The sequence below is a fragment of the Paenibacillus sp. BR1-192 genome (genome assembly GCF_029542445.1).
In the GTDB taxonomy this organism is placed as follows: domain Bacteria; phylum Bacillota; class Bacilli; order Paenibacillales; family Paenibacillaceae; genus Paenibacillus_AQ; species Paenibacillus_AQ lautus_A.
The window spans coordinates 6291124-6308910 of the sequence record NZ_CP120718.1; the positions used below are offsets into that span (position 1 = coordinate 6291124).

Below are 17787 nucleotides of genomic sequence, written 5' to 3' on the forward strand. Positions count from 1 at the left end.
AGAGTGGGCAAAAATAGGTGACTGTCACGGACGAAATGCACATGAATTTTGAAAAGCGTTTCCCAAAAGCTTGAACTTTCTGATATCTTAAGTAGAGAAGAAATTAAAATACCAGGCTTATGCCTTAATTACCATAGAGAGGATTCTTTCACATTATGTCTAAACCCCTGCTAACCGATAAGATTCAAACTGCCAAACCGGCTAAAAAACCGAGGCCTTCCGCTCCGCCCGTGCGCATCTTTGCGCTGGGGGGGCTTGGCGAGATCGGAAAGAACATGTACGGCGTCGAATTCAAAAACGAGATCATTATCATCGATGCCGGACTGAAATTCCCGGATGCCGAAATGAGCGGCGTCGATTACATTATTCCGGATATCCGTTACTTGCTCGATAATAAGCACAAAGTAAAGGGGATGTTCCTGACCCATGGCCATGAAGACCATATCGGGGCCATTCCTTACGTGCTTCGTCAAATTCAGATGCCGATTTATGGCGGAGCCCTGACCATCGGCTTGGTTCGTGCCAAGCTGGAAGAGCATCGCCTGCTGGATCAGAGTGATCTGCGCATATTCCATGAAGACGAGACGATTGCATTCCGTCATCTTTCCGTTCATTTTTTCAGAACCACCCACAGCATTCCGGATGCCTTCGGGGTCGTTGTCGAAACCCCGTATGGACCGATCGTACATACCGGGGACTTTAAATTTGATTTTACGCCGGAGGACAAGCCTGCCAATCTGCATAAAATTCTGCATATCGGCGGACGGGGCGTCCTGGCCCTGATGGCCGACAGCACCAATAGCGAACGAGACGGGTTTACCCCTTCGGAGCGCACCGTCGGCGATTCCATTCTGCGCCTGTTCCAGGAATGTCCCGGGCGGATCCTGTTTGCGACCTTTGCATCCAACGTTCATCGTCTGCAGCAAGTCGTCGAAGCCGCCATTCGAACCGGCCGCAAAATCGCCATCGTCGGCCGCAGCATGGAAAAGGTGTTTGTGATCGGCCAGGAGCTTGGTTATATTCGCGTGCCGGACGGCATGATGATTGACGTCAAAGCCGTTAACCGCTATCGCGACGACCAGGTGCTGATTATTTGCACGGGCAGTCAGGGCGAACCCAATGCGGCGCTGACGCGCATCGCTTCGGGTGCCCATCGTTCGATCCAGATTCATCCGGAGGACACCGTCATTTTCTCGTCATCGCCGATTCCCGGGAACACCCAGAACGTTAACCGCAGCATCGATCTCTTAATGCGGGCCGGGGCCGAAGTTAAATACGGCTCCATTCTCGATATCCACACCTCGGGCCACGGCTGCCGCGAAGATTTGAAGCTCATGATCAGCAGCTTGCGTCCCAAATACTTTGTGCCGATTCACGGAGAATACCGGATGATGCTCAATCACCGTCATCTTGCCGTGCAGGTCGGGGTTCCCGACAGCAACGTCTACTTGATGAACATCGGCAACACGCTGTCCCTTTTCCGCAATTATGCGCGTAAAGGCCGGAACATCCCTTCGGGTGACGTCTATATTAACAATGGTGAACTGCGCACCCATGAGAAGGAGCTGCTCGAGGAACGCGTGCAGCTCGCTCACGATGGCGTGGTGATCGTCGCGATTACCATCAACCGGGAAACGCGCAAGCTGCTCTCCGGACCGGAGCTGATTACCCGCGGGTTCGTGTATATGCAGGACTCCAAGCCGCTTCTGCGCCGGGCCGAAGCGATGCTCCGCAAACAGCTGAACAAAGCCGGCGAACAGCGGGAATACAATCGTGCTGCCTGGGAGCAGATGACCAACAACACGCTCAACCGCTATTTCAAGCGGGAGCTTGGCAGAAGCCCGTACATTATGCCTTCCATCATGGAGGTATAATGCTTCGATCTCGCTGACGCTTGACGCTGTACACTAAAATAAGGGTGGATCCCAAGTCATTGAACCTTGGGATCCACCCTTTTTTGTCATATTAGAAAGCATGTATTTCGAAGCCTATCGCCCTTCCTGTAAATCAAGCCATAAAGCACGGGCCTGCTTTAGTCTGCAAGCTCCAGGCCTTTCGTTTCCTTGCCAAGCACCAGTACCCCCAGCGCCCCGATCAGGATGGTTACGAAAAACATCACGAAAATGATTTCGATACGGGTACCATTCTGCTTCAGCACCCCGACGAGCAGCGGCGCGATCACGCCGCCGATCCGACCGAACGATGTGGCAAGCCCGACCCCGGTTGAACGAACCTTCGTCGGATAAAGCTCCGGACTGTACGCATACAAGCCTCCCCAGGCTCCCAGATTGAAGAAGGACAAGGATATGCCTGCGGCGAGCAGCGAGCCTTCCGTATTGGCGTAGCCAAACCAAATTGCGCTCAGCGCCGTAAGCACCAAATAAGTAACCAGCACGAATTTACGTCCGAACTTCTCGATAAAATACGCCGCCGTGAAATACCCCGGCAATTGGGCAAGCGTCATAATCAGCACGTACTGGAAGCTTCGAACCAAGCTGAATCCTTTATCGACCATGACGGTGGGAAGCCACAGGAACATCCCGTAATATGAAAATACGACCGTAAACCACAATATCCACAGCATAATGCTCGTACGCCGATGTTCGACCGACCAGACCGAGGCCACACGCTGCCCGAAGGTCAGCTTCCGGACGGCCTTGGCCTTCTGCTCGAGATACCTTGGCGAATCCTCGATGGCTCGCCGCAGGTAGAGAGCATAGAACGCGGGCAAAGCCCCGATGACAAAGGCTGTCCGCCAGCCGTAATCCGGAATGACGAAGTAAGCAATAAGCGCGGATAGTATCCAGCCTGCCGCCCAAAAGCTTTCCAGCAGCACCACCGCTCTTCCCCGTTCATGAACGGGCATGCTTTCGGATACCAGCGTTGAAGCTACCGGAAGCTCTCCGCCAAGTCCGAAGCCGGCGATAAAGCGCATCAAGCACAGCATGACAAAACCGGTAGCCAGAGCGGAAAGCCCGCTCGCTATCGAGAATATGAGCAGTGTCCACAGCAGAATATTTTTCCGTCCATATTTATCCGCCAGAAATCCGGCCATGGCCGCGCCGAATACCATTCCGATCGATGTGGTGCTTGTCAGAATGCCGACCTGCTGCGAGCTTAGCGACCATTCCGCTGCCAATGCCGCAACAACAAACGAAATCATGCCGACATCCATCGCATCGAACATCCAGCTGGCACCCGCGCTGAACAGCAGCTTGCGCCGTTTGGGCTCTTTTAACAATTGCATGTTGCCCATTTTAACCGCCCCCTCTCCTATATCTTTCTATAATGTAGAGCGAACCATACGTCCGGTCAAGCTAGATTATGCTTAGCGGCAACATGACCGTTATGGTCGTTCCCTCCTGAAGCTTGCTGGTCACATACACCTGCCCCCTGTGATCCTCGATCATTTTTTTGCTGATCATGAACCCTAAGCCGTTGCCCTTCTCCTTCGTTGTGAAGAACGGTTCCCCGAGACGGGATAGGATCGATTCCGGGATTCCGCATCCGTTATCCGTGAAATGGATGACCACGGTCTCGTCGCTGCCTCTCTCCAGTCGTATGGTCAACTCGCCGCCGTCCGGCATCGATTCCACCGCATTTTTTATAAAGTTGATGAAGACCTGCTTCAGATGATTCACGTCACCGTCCACATTGGCCTCTTGCTCTCCAAAATCGGTTATGATCTCTACGTTATGTATAATCGCCTGCGTATTTAATAACGTAATCACTTGTTCCAGCAGCTGCCGGATATCGGCACGCTCGAATTTCACGCTTTGCGGCTTCGCCAAGAACAGAAGCTCACTGACGATCAGTTCGATCCTTTCAATCTCCGAAGAGATAATATCGAAATATTCATCCTTCCGTCCGGCGCCGGAGCGAATCAGCTGCACGAACCCTTTGATGGACGTCATCGGGTTTCGGATTTCATGGGCGATTCCTGCGGCAAGCTGCCCGGCCATGGACAGCTTGTCGGACTGGATCAGCCGCTTCTCTTCCTGATCGGCCGCTCTCTTCATGTCGGTGATATCCGTCAAATGCGCTACATAGCCCAGCGCCCTTCCCTCTCTGCTGCGGGCTGTGCTAAGCCTGCACGATACCCACCTGATATCTCCCTGTTTATGTATCAATCTCTTTTCCATTTGCAAGGAAGAGATCCGGCCCGTTTTAAAGTTTTCCATCATTTCCCTGTCCTTATTTACGTCCTCCGGATAAACCCAATCGTTATAGGGATGATGCAGACATTCGTCCTCCTCATATCCGAGCATCGTGCAAGCGGCCGGATTGATTCGGATAATGCTCCCCTCTGAATCGATGAATACCGTTCCTATCGGCGCAACTTCTATCGCCTGAACCATAAAATCATAGCTGAGACATTCACTATTCATCATCGTTTGGAGATCCTCCTGTCTTTCATTGTTCAAATCGGTTTTACCTAATTTCTAGATATGGGATTGCTTCTCCTTTAGCCTATATGGAATATAAATAAAACAATCCAAAGGATAATTCGGACATGAAGCGAATATATTGGATATGAGGTTTCTAATATTTGGTGTCTATCCCAGCGCTATTCTAGTGAAATTGAGAGAAAATGGTTTTTTTTGACTTGAACGCCATGGCTTTTTCGTTTATTGTGAAAGAAAGCAAGTCATTTACAATTGCTAGTCGTTAGGATCGTTAACAAAGGAGTTTGCGAGTATGTACACGGAACAAGATATTTGGATTGTGCTTACAGGCACGGGCACCTGGTTCAGCAGAATGATCCAATATTTCACGAAGGCCCCACTTAACCATGCATCCATAGCGTTTGATTCCGAGTTACGCGAAGTGTACAGCTTTGGGCGAAAGAAGGCGAACAATCCGTTTGACGGCGGTTTGGTTCGCGAGAACCTGCGTGACCCTTTCTTCTACACTTCGGAGTGCGCGGTATATCGCTTCCGCGTCAGTAATGAAGACTATCAACGCATGCACAATCTTGTCAAAGAGATGATGCGTGATCAGGACCGCTACAAATATAATCTGCTAGGGCTGCTGGGTATATTGTTTCGGATTCATATCGATCGTGATGATGCTTTTTTCTGCTCCCACTTTGTCGCGACGGTGCTGGAGCAAGCAGGCCTGCGGCCTGTGAACAAGCCTTGTCATCTTGTAACGCCGGAAGATTTCTCCCACTCCCCCCAGTTGAATGAAGTCTATCGCGGGCCTCTCCACGGTTATCTTGCTCAAGATATGCCAGCCCCGTTGTCCCCGTCGCCGACATTTGTTCCTGTGACCACGAAAGGCCGAGGCAAGTTCTTCAGAATCGGAAAAACGGGTTAATACCGAGAATATGTAGCTATGATATAAATATGTTTCTCTGATACCTTGGAAAAAAGCAGCCGGGCTCGCACCCGGCTGCTTTTTTTAAATAAGTTTTTTGGGGTCCCCGCAAAGTATTTGGAATAAGCATCGAAGCATAGGCTCCACTTTGTGGGGTTATTTTATATGTTCCTCGCGGGGGTTAACCCCCGGCGTCATTCTCTAGCGTTAGGCCGATGGAGTCTGATCCGACGCCTGCTCCAGAACCGCCTTCTCCACCACGACGGGACCGGATTCAGCCAGCTTTTGCTGCTCCATTTTCTTGCGCTTGCGTTTGCGGTTGAAGTACACGCCGATCAACAGAAGCGGAACGGCGATCAGCGCAATATATAACGATACATCCTTAACCATGCCCTCCGCGGCGTTACCGTACAGATAGAACAGGGTACCCACCACATAAAACTTGGTAGCCCGGCCAAGCGCGGCATATGCCAACAGTCTCCATAGCGGGAATTTCAAACATCCCGACAGAATCGTAAACACTTTAAAGGGAACCGGCGTAAAGGAGCCTATCAGTATGGCGGCTTCGCCGTTTTTTTGAAACATGTTCGTTGCAGCGTCAATCCACTCTTTTTTCAGTATCTTGTATAATACCGACTTCCCAAGCAGCTTTCCGATCAAATAGCCCAGCGGCGTCCCCAGCAAGCATCCGATAAAACCATACGTTGCAAGCCACAGTGCATTCTGCGGATGCATGATGCTAAGCGAAACCTGCAGAAAAAAGGCGGGAACCGGAAAAATGACAGCATCCGCAAACGAATGAATAAACAATCCCCATGGACCAAACTTCATCAAAAAATCCAAAATGTCCTGAAACATGTCTCAACCCCTAAACATTTTCTTCCTGTTTCTATCAGACCCTTTATAAAGTATAGCACATAATTATACTGGAAAGGACCTAAGCCGCTTGATCCCTGCCGAAAAAACGCGCAGAACGAAGCATGCCTTTGCACCTATATACTATATGCAGCAGGTTCGACTAACAACAAAAAAACCTTTCTTCTAGGAAGAAAGGTTTTCGGTCGCTCCTCGCAATCGGAATTTCAAACATGAATAAGCTTGCAAAGAAATGCATCTTGTTTAATTTGCAGATAAACTGCGGTGTGCGGAATGCCTCGTCGGACCTACGAATTCATTCAGCGGAAAGCCGTTCGAAATCGCCTGGGTAATGAAGGCTTTGGCTTGCTGTACCGACTCGCGAACGCTCAAGCCCTTGGCAAGATTGGCCGTGATGGAAGCGGATGACGTGCAGCCCGCACCGTGGGTGTACTTGGTAACGATGGCGTCGGCCTCGAACCATTCGAAGCTGTTTCCGTCATAGAGCAGATCCATGGCTTTGCCTTCGCGGATCTTCCCTCTGTCTTTAATCAGCACGTTCTTTGCGCCGCGCTCGTGAATGATGGCGGCAGCCTCCTGCATTTGATCCAGGGACGTGATCGGACCGGATTTGGCCAGCTGGGACGCCTCGAACAGATTTGGCGTTACCAAATCGGCGCGCGGGAGAAGGAATTCCAGCATCGCTTCCGTATTTTCGGGCTGCAGCACTTCATCCGTGCCTTTGCAGACCATCACCGGATCGATGACGATCCGTTTCAGATCATAGCGGTCGATATACTGGGAAACGAGCTCGATGATCTCTACGGATCCAAGCATGCCGGTTTTCATGGCATCGATGCCGATGCCCTCGAGCACGGTTTTCAACTGCGTTTCAACGATATCCAATGCTACCGGGAAAACCTGGTGATCCCATGTCTTTGGTTCCATGCAGACAATCGTGGTCAGTGCGGTCATTCCGTATACGTCAAATTCCTGAAAGGTTTTCAGATCGGCCTGGATGCCAGCGCCGCCGCTTGTATCCGAGCCGGCTACGGTTAATGCTTTTCGTATCGTCATGTTCCATGTTCCCTTCGCTTGTAAAATGATTACTCTATTATAAGAAAAACTGGGATTGACGTCTATTCGCAGATGTCGAATCCTTCTTTAGCGGTTGTTTTTCTTGCGAGATCAAGTCGGTTGAGCTTCGATGCCTTCTCTTCCTGATCTCTAAAGAAAAACTGGGATTGACGTCTATTCGCAGATGTTGAATTCTTCATGGTAACGCATCACTCCGCCTACGGATTGTTCTTCCGATCGCTGTTGCCCCCAGATTCCTTTGAACCACGATATCAATCGTTGAAATCCGGGGGCAAAGGCGACCACTCCGTTTCTACAGAATAATTCCGCCTGCTTCGTTGGAGTCCTTTGCCCAGGGCTCACACTATGGCGTCGCCACTTATTGTTCCGTCAGGATCACGGGGCCATCCTTCGTGATGGCGAGCGTGTGCTCATACTGCGCGGACCATTTCCCGTCCACGGTTCTGGCGGTCCATCCGTCCGAATCGATCTTGCATTGATATGTTCCCAGGTTCAGCATCGGTTCGATGGTGATGACCATGCCCTCTTTAAGCCGAGTCCCGCGGTTGGGTGGCCCGTAATGCGGAACCTGCGGTTCCTCATGCATATTTTCGCCGATGGCGTGCCCCACGAAGTGGCGGACAACCGATAAATTCTGTGCTTCCGCATAGGATTGAATCGCATGGGAAATATCGCCGATCCGGTTGCCGATCACCGCTTGCTCAATTCCGAGGTACAGAGCTTTCTTCGTCACGTCCAGCAGATGCTGCGCTTCCTCGGAGACGTTTCCGACCGGATAGGACCAAGCCGAGTCGGCGAGCCAGCCATCATACTTTACCACCATATCAATGGTAACGATATCCCCGTCCTTCAGCGGCTCATGGCTCGGAAAACCATGGCAGATCACGTCATTGACCGATGCACAGGTCGCAAAAGGATAACCATGATATCCCTTCTGCTCCGGCGTCGCGCCGCGCTCCGCCAGGAACCGTTCGACAAACTGATCAATCTCTAGCGTCGTTACGCCCGGCTTGATCATGTTGGCGATCTGACGGTGGCATTCGGCGAGAATATCGCCGGCTTTATTCATTTTGGCGATTTGTTCTTGTGTTTTGAGGATTATCAATCCTGCTCACTCCTTTTCATGGCTGCTCTCCTACTCAAATCAAAAAGCCTTAGCTGACCGAAGGAGCTTCAGGACAGGCATCTGCGTCCTCCTCACTCCCCGGCCAATAAGGCTGATTCACAATCACAAGGTGTATCTGTTTTCTTGTCTTGTATCCAAAAAAAGAAAAGCTGATAGCGCCCTACATAATCTTATTCTACTCTTAAGCCAGGGTAACCTCAATGATTTCCGTTAGGAATTTCTGCCTTTCGGTCAAATGCGGACAGGTACGGATGCCGCAGCATAACCGTTTTGCATTCTCGGAGGCATCTTTAACTCGGCGGTAACCCAGAAAGTCATATGACTCTCAATGACCATGAACAGAATCAGGGTGGGCAGCATTTTATCCAATTTTAAGCTTCATTTATCCAATGACAATCGTTTCTCCTCATATCTATATATTTTAAGATTGCGCAGAAACGATAATTTTACACGCGAGATCACGATTCCTTTCTTTTTCCTATGTTCATTATATCAAAAGGGGCCGTTGCTTTAGCTTTCCACTTGTTTCCGTTCCTTCTGGGTCATATCGCTCTTCTCCTTGGACAAGAACCAGCCGAGGACCGCGATCAGGATCAATACGCCCCAGAATATGAGCTTCCAGCCGGCGCTCTTGGGAAACGTCTTCTCTAATACAGCGATATCCGGGTGCGCGAGCGTATAGACGGCCAGCTTGATTCCTACCCATCCCACGATCAGGAATGCAGCCGTTTCCAAGCCGGGCCTTCTTACGAGCAGCCTGCCGAAATACGATGCCGCGAACCGCATGATCACCAAGCCGATAATTCCGCCTGTCAGGATAACCAGGAATTGTCCGCCGTCCATACCCCCGATATTCGGGAGGCCGGTTTCCGGCAGCGTCAAGGCGAGGGCTACGGCAGCCAAAATCGCATCGACCGCAAACGCAATATCCGCAAGCTCTACCTTTAACACGGTAACCCAGAATTTTTCTTGTTTCATTTCAGCTTCCTTCAGATGTTTCTTCTTCTTCACAAAGAACTGCTTCACCATATGATTGATACTGATATACAGCAGGTAGAAGGCCCCGATCGCCTGTACGTACCAGACATCCGCCAGAAAAGAGATAATGAAGAGGGATGCGAAACGGAACACAAACGCACCGGCCAATCCGTAAAATAACGCCTTCTTCCTCTTGTCCTCCGGCAAATGTTTAACCATGATGGACATCACCAGGGCATTATCGGCTGCGAGAATCCCCTCGAGTCCAATCAACACCAGCAGCACCCACCCATATTCGAGCAACAGTCCCATTTCCAAACGCAATCTCTCCTTCATGTATAGGATGATCCGATTTACGTTTCAAAGGCGTATAAAACAAAAAACCTTTATCCCGAAAATCGGCGATAAAGGTATCTACCCAGAAATAGGCTGTAGGAATAAGCACCTTTACCGAATCGGCAAAGGTCTCGCAAACAACTTTCGTTGCCAACAAAGCCGGAGACACGTTCGTGTCACGAATTGACGACTTTGCTGCGACTGCTACTCCCCTTTACTTGAATACATGAAATATAGCATGGCCGTTTACCACCGCCAATAGACTTTCAAAAATTTTACATTCACTTTACATTTCTTTTTTTTCTTCCTCCAAAAATAGAGCCATAGTCCAGCTGCCAGCAGCACGACGACCCCCCCCCCACAGGAAAGGCCTCTGCATAAATGTCTGATCTGCAGCCTCACCTTCACTTGGAAGCATTCCCTCAGCAAGCGTATCAGACCCCGTTTCGCCCGGTGGAGGCGCAGCTTTCGGAGGATATCCGGCCCCTAGCTCGGATAGCTCCTTGCCGGCGGCGGTGAGCGGCTTCGTTCCGTCACAAAGCCCCGTTGTCAGCCGGCCCGACTCCGCGGACGCGAACACCAGATATTCGCTGCCTACGGCAAACTGGTCATAACCGCAGCTGGCCGATGACATGGCCGTGGTAAGCTCCGTTACGGGTTCAGCTCGCCTTTCCATATTTCCGTTACCTCTAACGTAACACGAACCGGATCAGCCGAGGACATGACCTGCTTTCGCGGCGGGCCCGCGATCTGAGTCACCTTACCTGCAAATATCGCTGCGCTCCGTTCCAGGCTTTCCGAAACCTCAGGCGGTCCGGCACATGAGCAAGCAAATACGTTGGATGGTTGTATCGTATACAGGCTGACGAGCAAGAGCAAACAGCTAAGCATGATCATAACCTTGGATTCTCTCATCATGGGTCACCTCAATCCTTAGACGGCCCTCTCCCCTGAAATGTTCCAGCTCTATCCATAAATGCGCCGATCCACTCCAAAAATGAGGGAGGGATAACGGCGCATTTCGGCTGCCGATCTAAGGAAGCACCCCCGCAAGAAGCTGCCAACGTCATGAACTACTTGCTGGCGATGATCAGGTAGTGACGATCCGTGGGATACTGGATTCCGTCAACCTGCAGCCCTGCTTGCTCCAACATAGCCTTCAGCACCTGCGGGTCAACCCGGTTCGGCCTCGGAACCCGCTTCTCGGACGGGTCTTCCTGCCATTCCAGACACAAGCAGCGCCCGCCTGGCCGTAACACTCTTGCGATTTGGGAGATCGACTCCTCCAGCTGGTCGGTGATGTGAAGGATCAAGGACGCGATGACTCGATCCACGGTTTCATCCTGTAAAGGAAGCTGTTCCAACACGCCTTCCATCACCTTCACATTCGTGATTCCTTGTTCCTGTGCACGCCCGCGCATCATGTCGAGCATGGCTGGCTCGGTATCCAGCGCGTAAACGGTGCCTGTCGTTAATGAGGCTGCCGGTATGGAAAAATAGCCGGTGCCCGCCCCGATATCCAGCACATCCACCTCGCCATTCACCTGAAGCATCTTAAGCAGCGAAGAAGCCGGCAGCTCTTTTTTCCTTTCCGGACTTTCCAATCGCTCGATGAGTGACGGATCAAAACTCTCTTTCATGTTATCGCTCTCCTCCTTGATGAATCGCATTTCATGGCATGTTGCAATATGTATTTGCATCAAATGTGATAAGGAATCCTCCCTGTGGGTCTACCATACCGTTGATTGGGAACGATGTAAACCGGTTCGTTGGTCTATAACGATTACGGCCGATCCCCTTCCGCTAGCCACGTTCTCAGATAGTCTCTTGATGCTACGCGGACTGTACGTTTGAAAAAACCATGCAAGAGAAGAGATCGTTGGATCGAAATAGGATCTGCGGCCATAATAGGGAGTTGAACGAGAAAAGGGCATTCCCCTGATCATGATGACCATGGAAATGCCCCGATTGTTCTTTACTCGCCCTTATCCTCAATCCATACCTGCCCTGCCAGAAAATCGGCAAGATGAACGGCCTCGATGCGTTGTTTACCGGCACGCTCGATGCCCCACTTCATCTGCAGCAGGCAGCCCGGATTCGAGGTCACGATGACCTCGGCCCCTGTTGCCTCCACATGCTCCATCTTATGATCGAGCAGCGTCGTCGACATTTCCGTCTGGGTCAGATTGTAAATGCCCGCGGAACCGCAGCAAACCTCTGCTCCCTGAAGCTCGCACATGTCTACGCCCGGAAGCTGCTGCATCAGCTGGCGAGGCTCTCCTTGCACCCGCATGACATTGCGCAGATGGCAAGAATCCTGGTAGGTGACCTTAACGGTCTTATTCGCGCTTTCCGCTTGAATCGGCGTAAGCGGCCGTCCCGGACTGCTCAGCAGCTCCGAGATGTCCTTTACCTGTTCTGCGAAACGAACGGCCGCTTGCTGAAGCCGCTCATTCTGTTCGGCATGCATCAGATGATCGTATTCCTTCAGCAGGGCGCCGCAGCCCCCCGCATTGCTTGCAATGTAATCTACGTTTGCTTCCCCAAAAGCCCATATATTCTGGCCGGCCAGCTGTTTGGCATCGTCCATTTCACCGGCATGGGCATGCAGCGCACCGCAGCATACCTGCTCCTCCGGAATGACAATCTCGAACCCGGCCTGGCGCAGCAGCCGCACGGTGTTCACGTTCGTAGAAGCAAACATGACATCCATAATGCAGCCCCGGAACATGCCGACCCGGCCAACCCTGGCCCCGGACGCGGGGATCACCATAAGCTTGGAACCGCTCCCTGTCGTCTCGCGGCGGTAGGGCAAGCCGGCCTTGCTCCACAGCTCTTCCAGACCATCGCCCGTTACGTCAGGCAGCGCCTTTTCCAGCTGCTGAAGATGGTCGGGAAACAGCTTCATGGCCCCGGAGCTGCGCGCAAACTTCTGCAGCCCGGATTTCTGATAGAACGATAGCGTCTTGCCGATCAGCTTCAGTCTTCCGCGATGCGGGAAAATCCCTTGCAGGAACGTCTTGCGGACGACTCGTACCGGCAGCGAATAAGGCTTCTCCGCCGCAATGGCCGCCCGGGTCTGCTCGATCAATTGGCCGTATTTCACGTCGGACGGACATGCCGGCTCGCATGCCCTGCACCCCAGACAGAGATCCATTTGGCTCCGAAAGCTCTCATCCGGTTCCATCAAACCATCGACAACCGCTTTCATGAGGGCGATCCGCCCGCGTGGGGAGGCAGCCTCGAGCCCGGTTTCGATGAAGGTCGGACATGCGGTCTGACAGAACCCGCAGCGCATACAGTTCGTCAATTGATCCTCGTCCAGCACCAGCTTCAGCGATTGTGCAAGCTTCTCATGGGTTGAATTCATGCGCGATCGCCTCCTCTCACGATGTTTCGATCTTCCGATCCTGATCCTGATTCGAAGCTGAGTCCCGCCCTGCTTGCTCCGTCCGCTCCTGGAATACGATGCGCTTTCGGGTTTCCGCAAACAGCTTGCCCGGATTCATGATCTGGTGCGGGTCGATTGCATCCTTGATGGATTTCATCATCCGGATGCCGGCTTCTCCCACCTTCCATTCCAGGTAAGGCGCCTTCACGATACCGACGCCATGCTCGCCGGTAATCGTGCCGCCCATGGCAATCGCCGCCTCAAAGATTTCGGCGAATGCCTCTTCCACGCGATGAATTTCTTCCGGGTCGCGGGCATCCGTCATCGCAGTCGGATGCAGATTGCCGTCCCCGGCATGGCCAAACGTGCAGATCTGCACATCGTATTTCTGGGCGATGCGCTGAACTTCAAGCACCATGTCCGCAATCTTCGAACGCGGAACCGTTGCGTCCTCCAAGATCGTGGTCGGCCGCAGACGGGACAGCGCAGCGAGAGCGCTCCGTCTCGCCTCCATCACCTTCGCCCCTTCTTCCGGGGTCTTGGCGATATTCAGCTGCACCGCCCCGGAAGCAAGACATATCTCCTCCAGTTTCTTAAGATCCCGCTCCACATCCTCCACGCTGCCGTCCTGCTCGATCGCCAGCATCGCTTTGGCGTGAACCGGGAGCCCGACTTTGGCAAAATCCTCAACCACCTGAAGAGTCGGCTGATCCATGAACTCCAAGGTGCACGGGAATATATGATTGGCTATAATGTTGGATACCGTTCGAGCCGCCGCTTGAAGGTCATCATATACGGCGACCATGGCCTTTCTGTATGAAGGCTTCGGAATTAACTTCACCGTGGCTTCCGTCAGTATGGCTAACGTTCCGCCCGATCCCACCAATAACCGGGTCAAATCATACCCGGCGGCATCCTTCACCAGCTTGCCGCCCGTGCGCAGGATACTGCCGTCCGGCAATACGGCCTCCAGGCCGAGTACGTAATCCTTGGTCGTTCCATACTTCAATCCGCGCAGCCCGCCGGCTCCCAAGGCAATATTGCCGCCCATCGTGCAGATGATCATGCTGCTCGGATCCGGAGGATAGAACAGCCCCGTCCGCTCGACCGCCAGATGAAACTGCTTTGTATTCAGACCCGTCTGGAAGGTCGCGGTTAGATTATCCGCATCGATCTCCAGCAGCTTGTTCATACGGGTCATGACCACGATCAGGCCGCCCTGAAGCGGAATGGTGCCGCCGCACAGATTGCTGCCCGCTCCCCGCGTAATAACGGGTATCCGGTGCTTCGAGCAAATTTTGACGATGTCGGAGACCTCCTGCGTGCTTCCAGGAAAGATAACTCCGTCCGGCATCGCTTGATACAGAGGCGTAGCATCATAACTGTATGAGACGAGACTTTCCGGATCATCCTTGAACCACTTCCCGCCAACCACGGCGGCCAGCTGCTCGCGAATGACAGATTCCAGCATGTTGTTTCTCCCCCTCCCCTATGCGGGTTTTACTACTAAGATAGTCCCTTTACTTACCGCCAAATCGCTGCCTAACATTATCGATGTGCCATCGCCTGTTACTTCCGTTTGCTGGCTTTAGTGAATGGTCTATGGCAGCGCCAGTTTTCCCATAACGGTCGGCCTGTGCGCACCGGTTGCCGCTGGCAAATTGTTAGGAACGCCAAGCATGAAATCATTGCCCAGCAGCGCAAAAATCACGGCTTCCTTGGCATCGTCATCGAAGCCCAGCGCCTTGGAGGTCATGACCTTCTGCTCCGGCAACAGCTCCCCTAACATCGAGAGCAGCGTCTTGTTATGAGCCCCTCCACCGGTTACGATCACCTCATCCATTCTGTGGTGAGGAAACACATAGTTCACATAGCTATCGGCAATGGAATGTGCGGTAAACGCCGTCGCCGTGGCCATCGTATCCTCATCCGAGAGGCTCCTGAGCCTGGCTTGCTCCAGAAACGAAACCGCGTAATTGTGGCCAAACAATTCCCTGCCCGTTGATTTCGGCGGCTCTGCTTGAAAATAGGGATGCGCCATCATCTCCCTTAATAAGACTTGATCCGGGTTCCCCCGGGCAGCCCATGTGCCGCCTTCATCATAGGGTAATCGCCCTTCGGTCAGCATATGGGCCACCGCATCCATGATCATATTGCCGGGTCCGGTATCAAAGGCCAGCACATCCGAAGGATCCGCCCCTGCGGGCAGCGCCGTACAATTGCCGATCCCGCCGATGTTCTGCAGCAGCCTCCCCCGCTCCGGATGCCGAAACAGGATCAAGTCTCCGTAAGGCGCAAACGGTGCTCCTTGGCCCCCAACCGCCATATCCGCGGGCCGGAAGTCTCCTACCGTAAGTTTGCCGGTGCGCTTGGCGATAACGGAAATATCGCCGATCTGCAAAGTCGAAGCGACGGAATACGGATCCCCTTGCTCCGGTACGGGCTGATGCCAAATCGTTTGTCCATGGGAGCTTACCAAATCCACCTCATCTATGCGCATGCCGGCATCGGCAACCGCTTCCAGGACTGCGGTTCCAAACTGATACCCCAAGTATGCATTCATGCTGCAGACAGCAGCGCTGTTCGAATTCTCCTCACTGCACAAATCGCGCAGCCGCTGACGGAGCTCCGGTTCGTAAGGCTTGCTATAATAATGCAGCAGCTCAACCGATGCCTCGAAGCCGCTTCCCTGTATGCGGACGATGGACGCATCGATGCCGTCCAGCGAAGTACCGGACATCAGGCCGACCACAATGGCCGGCCTGCCCTCCTTCCATGGCGAGAACATCATATTTTACGCCTCCCCGTACAGCAGATACGGAGCCCGCATCGTTCTCCACTGCTCCGCGTCCTTGCCCCACTCCGCAACCAGACGCTGGAGTCCGGCTTCTTCGTGGATGTGCCGGCGGACATCCTCGCTTCCCGTCAGCAAATCAATGAAGTACCGGCTTCGTCCTTCCGGCGGGCTAAGCCACTGGAACTGATCCGGGTACATCCGGCTGACAAGATGCAGCAGCACAAGCCCTGTGCGCACAGCCTCTACTTCTGCCGGATGGGTCACAAACAGCATGACCCCGCCGCAGCCTTCGCCCTGATGCTTCGAGAAGGTAGGGGTCATGTACATGGAATGGGCATGGACGCCGGGCAGTCCGTATGCGTTGAACGCCTGGGCCAGCTCCTCCCCGTTGACCCATGGAGCGCCGATCCATTCAAACGGCCGGGTCGTCCCCCGACCTTCTGAAAGATTGGTCCCTTCGAAGAAACAGGTCCCGCTGTACAGCCGCACCGTATCCATCGTGGGAATGTTCGGCGAAGGCAGCACCCACGGCAAGCCCGTGTCGGTATATTCCATGCCGCGCGTCCAGCCTTCCAGCTTAATGACATCCAGATCGCAGCCGGTTCCCCGTATGTCATTGGCCATGCGCGCAAATTCGCCGATGGTCATCCCGGTATTAATCGGAATGTGCCATCCGCCCACCATGGATTCATATCCCGGCTTAAGGAAACCTCCTTCGCAGCGCTCGCCGCCCAGCGGATTCGGTCGATCCAGGACAAGCAGGCTCTTGCCATGTTCGGCGCATGCCTCCATAACATACAACAGCGTCGTCATATACGTATAAAAGCGCACGCCAAGATCTTGAATGTCGAAGATGACCGTGTCCACGTTCTTCAGCATGTCAGCATCCGGCTTGCGCCGCGAACCGTACAGACTGTACACCGGCACGCCGAATACCGGATCCACTTCGTCATCCACGTGCTTGCCTGCCTGCAGCTGGCCGCGCAGCCCGTGCTCACAGGCGAACAAAGCCGTCAGTTCCGACTCTGGCAAGCCTGCAACCACCTCGATAGATGAACGAAAATCCGACGTGAGCCCCGTCGGATTCGTAATGACGCCAAGGCGACGACCCGTGATTTTCTCGTGCTTGATGCCCGGCAGCACATCAATGCCGCTTCGCACATTGACTTTTATCATATGCTCACACCTCTCGCTTCGGAGGCTACCACACCGTCTTCCGCTGGCTTGGCCTCTTCCGGATTCAGTACATTATACGTAACCTTATGCTGGTATATGGCCCACATGCCGTTAAATAAGAATCCAAAGCCAACAACCGTGACGAGCAGCGGAATGGCGACGCAGAAGGCTTGGAAGCACGCGCCCAGCGTATAGGCCGGAAACTTCAAGAACAGCTTGACGCTGTGCGCCATGGCCTTGAAGATCCCCATCCCTTCCTGAATGACAAGCTGAAAGGTGTAGAATTGGGAGATGAGCGCCATGATGACAAAATAGGTTTGGAACACGCCGATCGCAAGATAGCCGATCCCTTCTTTTCCCCCGTAATACCACCAGGTGGACCATAGGATCAATGTCATCACGACGAAGAAGAAACCCATCACAACGGCGGGGCCAAGCCCTTTCAGCGCACCCTGAAACACGTCCTTCAGCCTGGACTTGCCCCGCTCCGTCTTTCGGTGATAGGCATAACAAACACCATAGAAGAGCGGCATATACAGAACCGGCAGCAGCACCAGCGCTGCCCACAGCGGAACGAACATGACCACCGTCACGAGCACCAGCGAGGTAATCATGCTGTACAAGGCCACCGCCGTAATCTCACGGTAAATCTCAACCCCGGTCTTCTTTAACACATCATTCAGCTTGCGCATAGCTTTCCTCTCCTCTTCG

The 17787-nt window shown here is 53.1% G+C and carries 16 protein-coding genes; 2 read left to right on the forward strand and 14 right to left on the reverse strand.

Going from position 1 to position 17787, the window contains the following annotated elements:
- The first annotated feature begins 155 nt into the window (after nt 1-155).
- Nucleotides 156-1874, forward strand: coding sequence for a ribonuclease J1 (gene rnjA, locus P0X86_RS28935; RefSeq protein WP_015737537.1), 1719 nt, complete (start codon nt 156-158; stop codon nt 1872-1874).
- A gap of 158 nt (nt 1875-2032) precedes the next feature.
- Here the strand turns inward: rnjA and P0X86_RS28940 are convergent, their stop codons facing one another.
- Nucleotides 2033-3256 (reverse strand): MFS transporter, encoded by a 1224-nt coding sequence (locus tag P0X86_RS28940; RefSeq protein WP_277747083.1) that lies wholly within the window; start codon nt 3254-3256, stop codon nt 2033-2035.
- 61 nt (nt 3257-3317) lie between these two features.
- Nucleotides 3318-4391, reverse strand: a complete 1074-nt coding sequence (locus P0X86_RS28945; protein WP_277747084.1) for an ATP-binding protein — start codon at nt 4389-4391, stop codon at nt 3318-3320.
- Between the two features lie 307 nt (nt 4392-4698).
- Between P0X86_RS28945 and P0X86_RS28950 the strand changes: the two genes are divergently transcribed.
- Nucleotides 4699-5319 (forward strand): hypothetical protein, encoded by a 621-nt coding sequence (locus tag P0X86_RS28950; protein ID WP_009590113.1) that lies wholly within the window; start codon nt 4699-4701, stop codon nt 5317-5319.
- A gap of 207 nt (nt 5320-5526) precedes the next feature.
- On the opposite strand, the gene P0X86_RS28955 is transcribed toward P0X86_RS28950, so the two are convergent.
- The 12 genes from P0X86_RS28955 to P0X86_RS29010 form a co-directional block, all read right to left on the reverse strand.
- On the reverse strand, nt 5527-6177 hold the full coding sequence (locus tag P0X86_RS28955; protein ID WP_015737540.1) for a YqaA family protein: 651 nt from the start codon (nt 6175-6177) through the stop codon (nt 5527-5529).
- A 261-nt stretch (nt 6178-6438) separates the two neighbouring features.
- Nucleotides 6439-7251, reverse strand: a complete 813-nt coding sequence (pdxK, locus tag P0X86_RS28960) for a pyridoxine/pyridoxal/pyridoxamine kinase (RefSeq protein ID WP_009590124.1) — start codon at nt 7249-7251, stop codon at nt 6439-6441.
- 379 nt (nt 7252-7630) lie between these two features.
- On the reverse strand, nt 7631-8377 hold the full coding sequence (gene map / locus P0X86_RS28965) for a type I methionyl aminopeptidase (protein ID WP_015737542.1): 747 nt from the start codon (nt 8375-8377) through the stop codon (nt 7631-7633).
- Nucleotides 8378-8908: 531 nt separating this feature from the next.
- The gene (locus tag P0X86_RS28970; RefSeq protein ID WP_277747085.1) at nt 8909-9694 is read right to left on the reverse strand and encodes a TerC family protein; all 786 of its coding nucleotides are present in this window, start codon (nt 9692-9694) and stop codon (nt 8909-8911) included.
- A gap of 304 nt (nt 9695-9998) precedes the next feature.
- Nucleotides 9999-10388, reverse strand: coding sequence for a hypothetical protein (locus P0X86_RS28975; protein WP_277747086.1), 390 nt, complete (start codon nt 10386-10388; stop codon nt 9999-10001).
- Complete coding sequence (locus P0X86_RS28980; protein WP_277747087.1) at nt 10364-10630, reverse strand: hypothetical protein; 267 nt, start codon at nt 10628-10630, stop codon at nt 10364-10366. Before P0X86_RS28980 ends, P0X86_RS28975 begins: the two co-directional genes overlap by 25 nt.
- Nucleotides 10631-10785: 155 nt before the next feature.
- A complete protein-coding gene (locus tag P0X86_RS28985; RefSeq protein WP_277747088.1) occupies nt 10786-11352 on the reverse strand; it encodes a class I SAM-dependent methyltransferase in 567 nt (188 codons plus the stop codon).
- A 335-nt stretch (nt 11353-11687) separates the two neighbouring features.
- Complete coding sequence (locus tag P0X86_RS28990) at nt 11688-13082, reverse strand: (Fe-S)-binding protein (protein WP_277747089.1); 1395 nt, start codon at nt 13080-13082, stop codon at nt 11688-11690.
- A gap of 16 nt (nt 13083-13098) precedes the next feature.
- Nucleotides 13099-14574: an FAD-linked oxidase C-terminal domain-containing protein gene (locus P0X86_RS28995; RefSeq protein WP_277747090.1), complete on the reverse strand. Its 1476-nt coding sequence runs from the start codon at nt 14572-14574 to the stop codon at nt 13099-13101.
- Nucleotides 14575-14703: 129 nt separating this feature from the next.
- Nucleotides 14704-15894 carry an anhydro-N-acetylmuramic acid kinase gene (locus P0X86_RS29000; protein ID WP_277747091.1) on the reverse strand — a complete coding sequence of 397 codons (1191 nt, stop codon included), beginning with the start codon at nt 15892-15894 and terminating at the stop codon, nt 14704-14706.
- Nucleotides 15895-15897: 3 nt separating this feature from the next.
- Nucleotides 15898-17076, reverse strand: a complete 1179-nt coding sequence (locus P0X86_RS29005) for a DUF1343 domain-containing protein (protein ID WP_277747092.1) — start codon at nt 17074-17076, stop codon at nt 15898-15900.
- Nucleotides 17073-17768 carry a hypothetical protein gene (locus P0X86_RS29010; protein WP_096776894.1) on the reverse strand — a complete coding sequence of 232 codons (696 nt, stop codon included), beginning with the start codon at nt 17766-17768 and terminating at the stop codon, nt 17073-17075. Before P0X86_RS29010 ends, P0X86_RS29005 begins: the two co-directional genes overlap by 4 nt.
- Between the last annotated feature and the right edge of the window lie 19 nt (nt 17769-17787).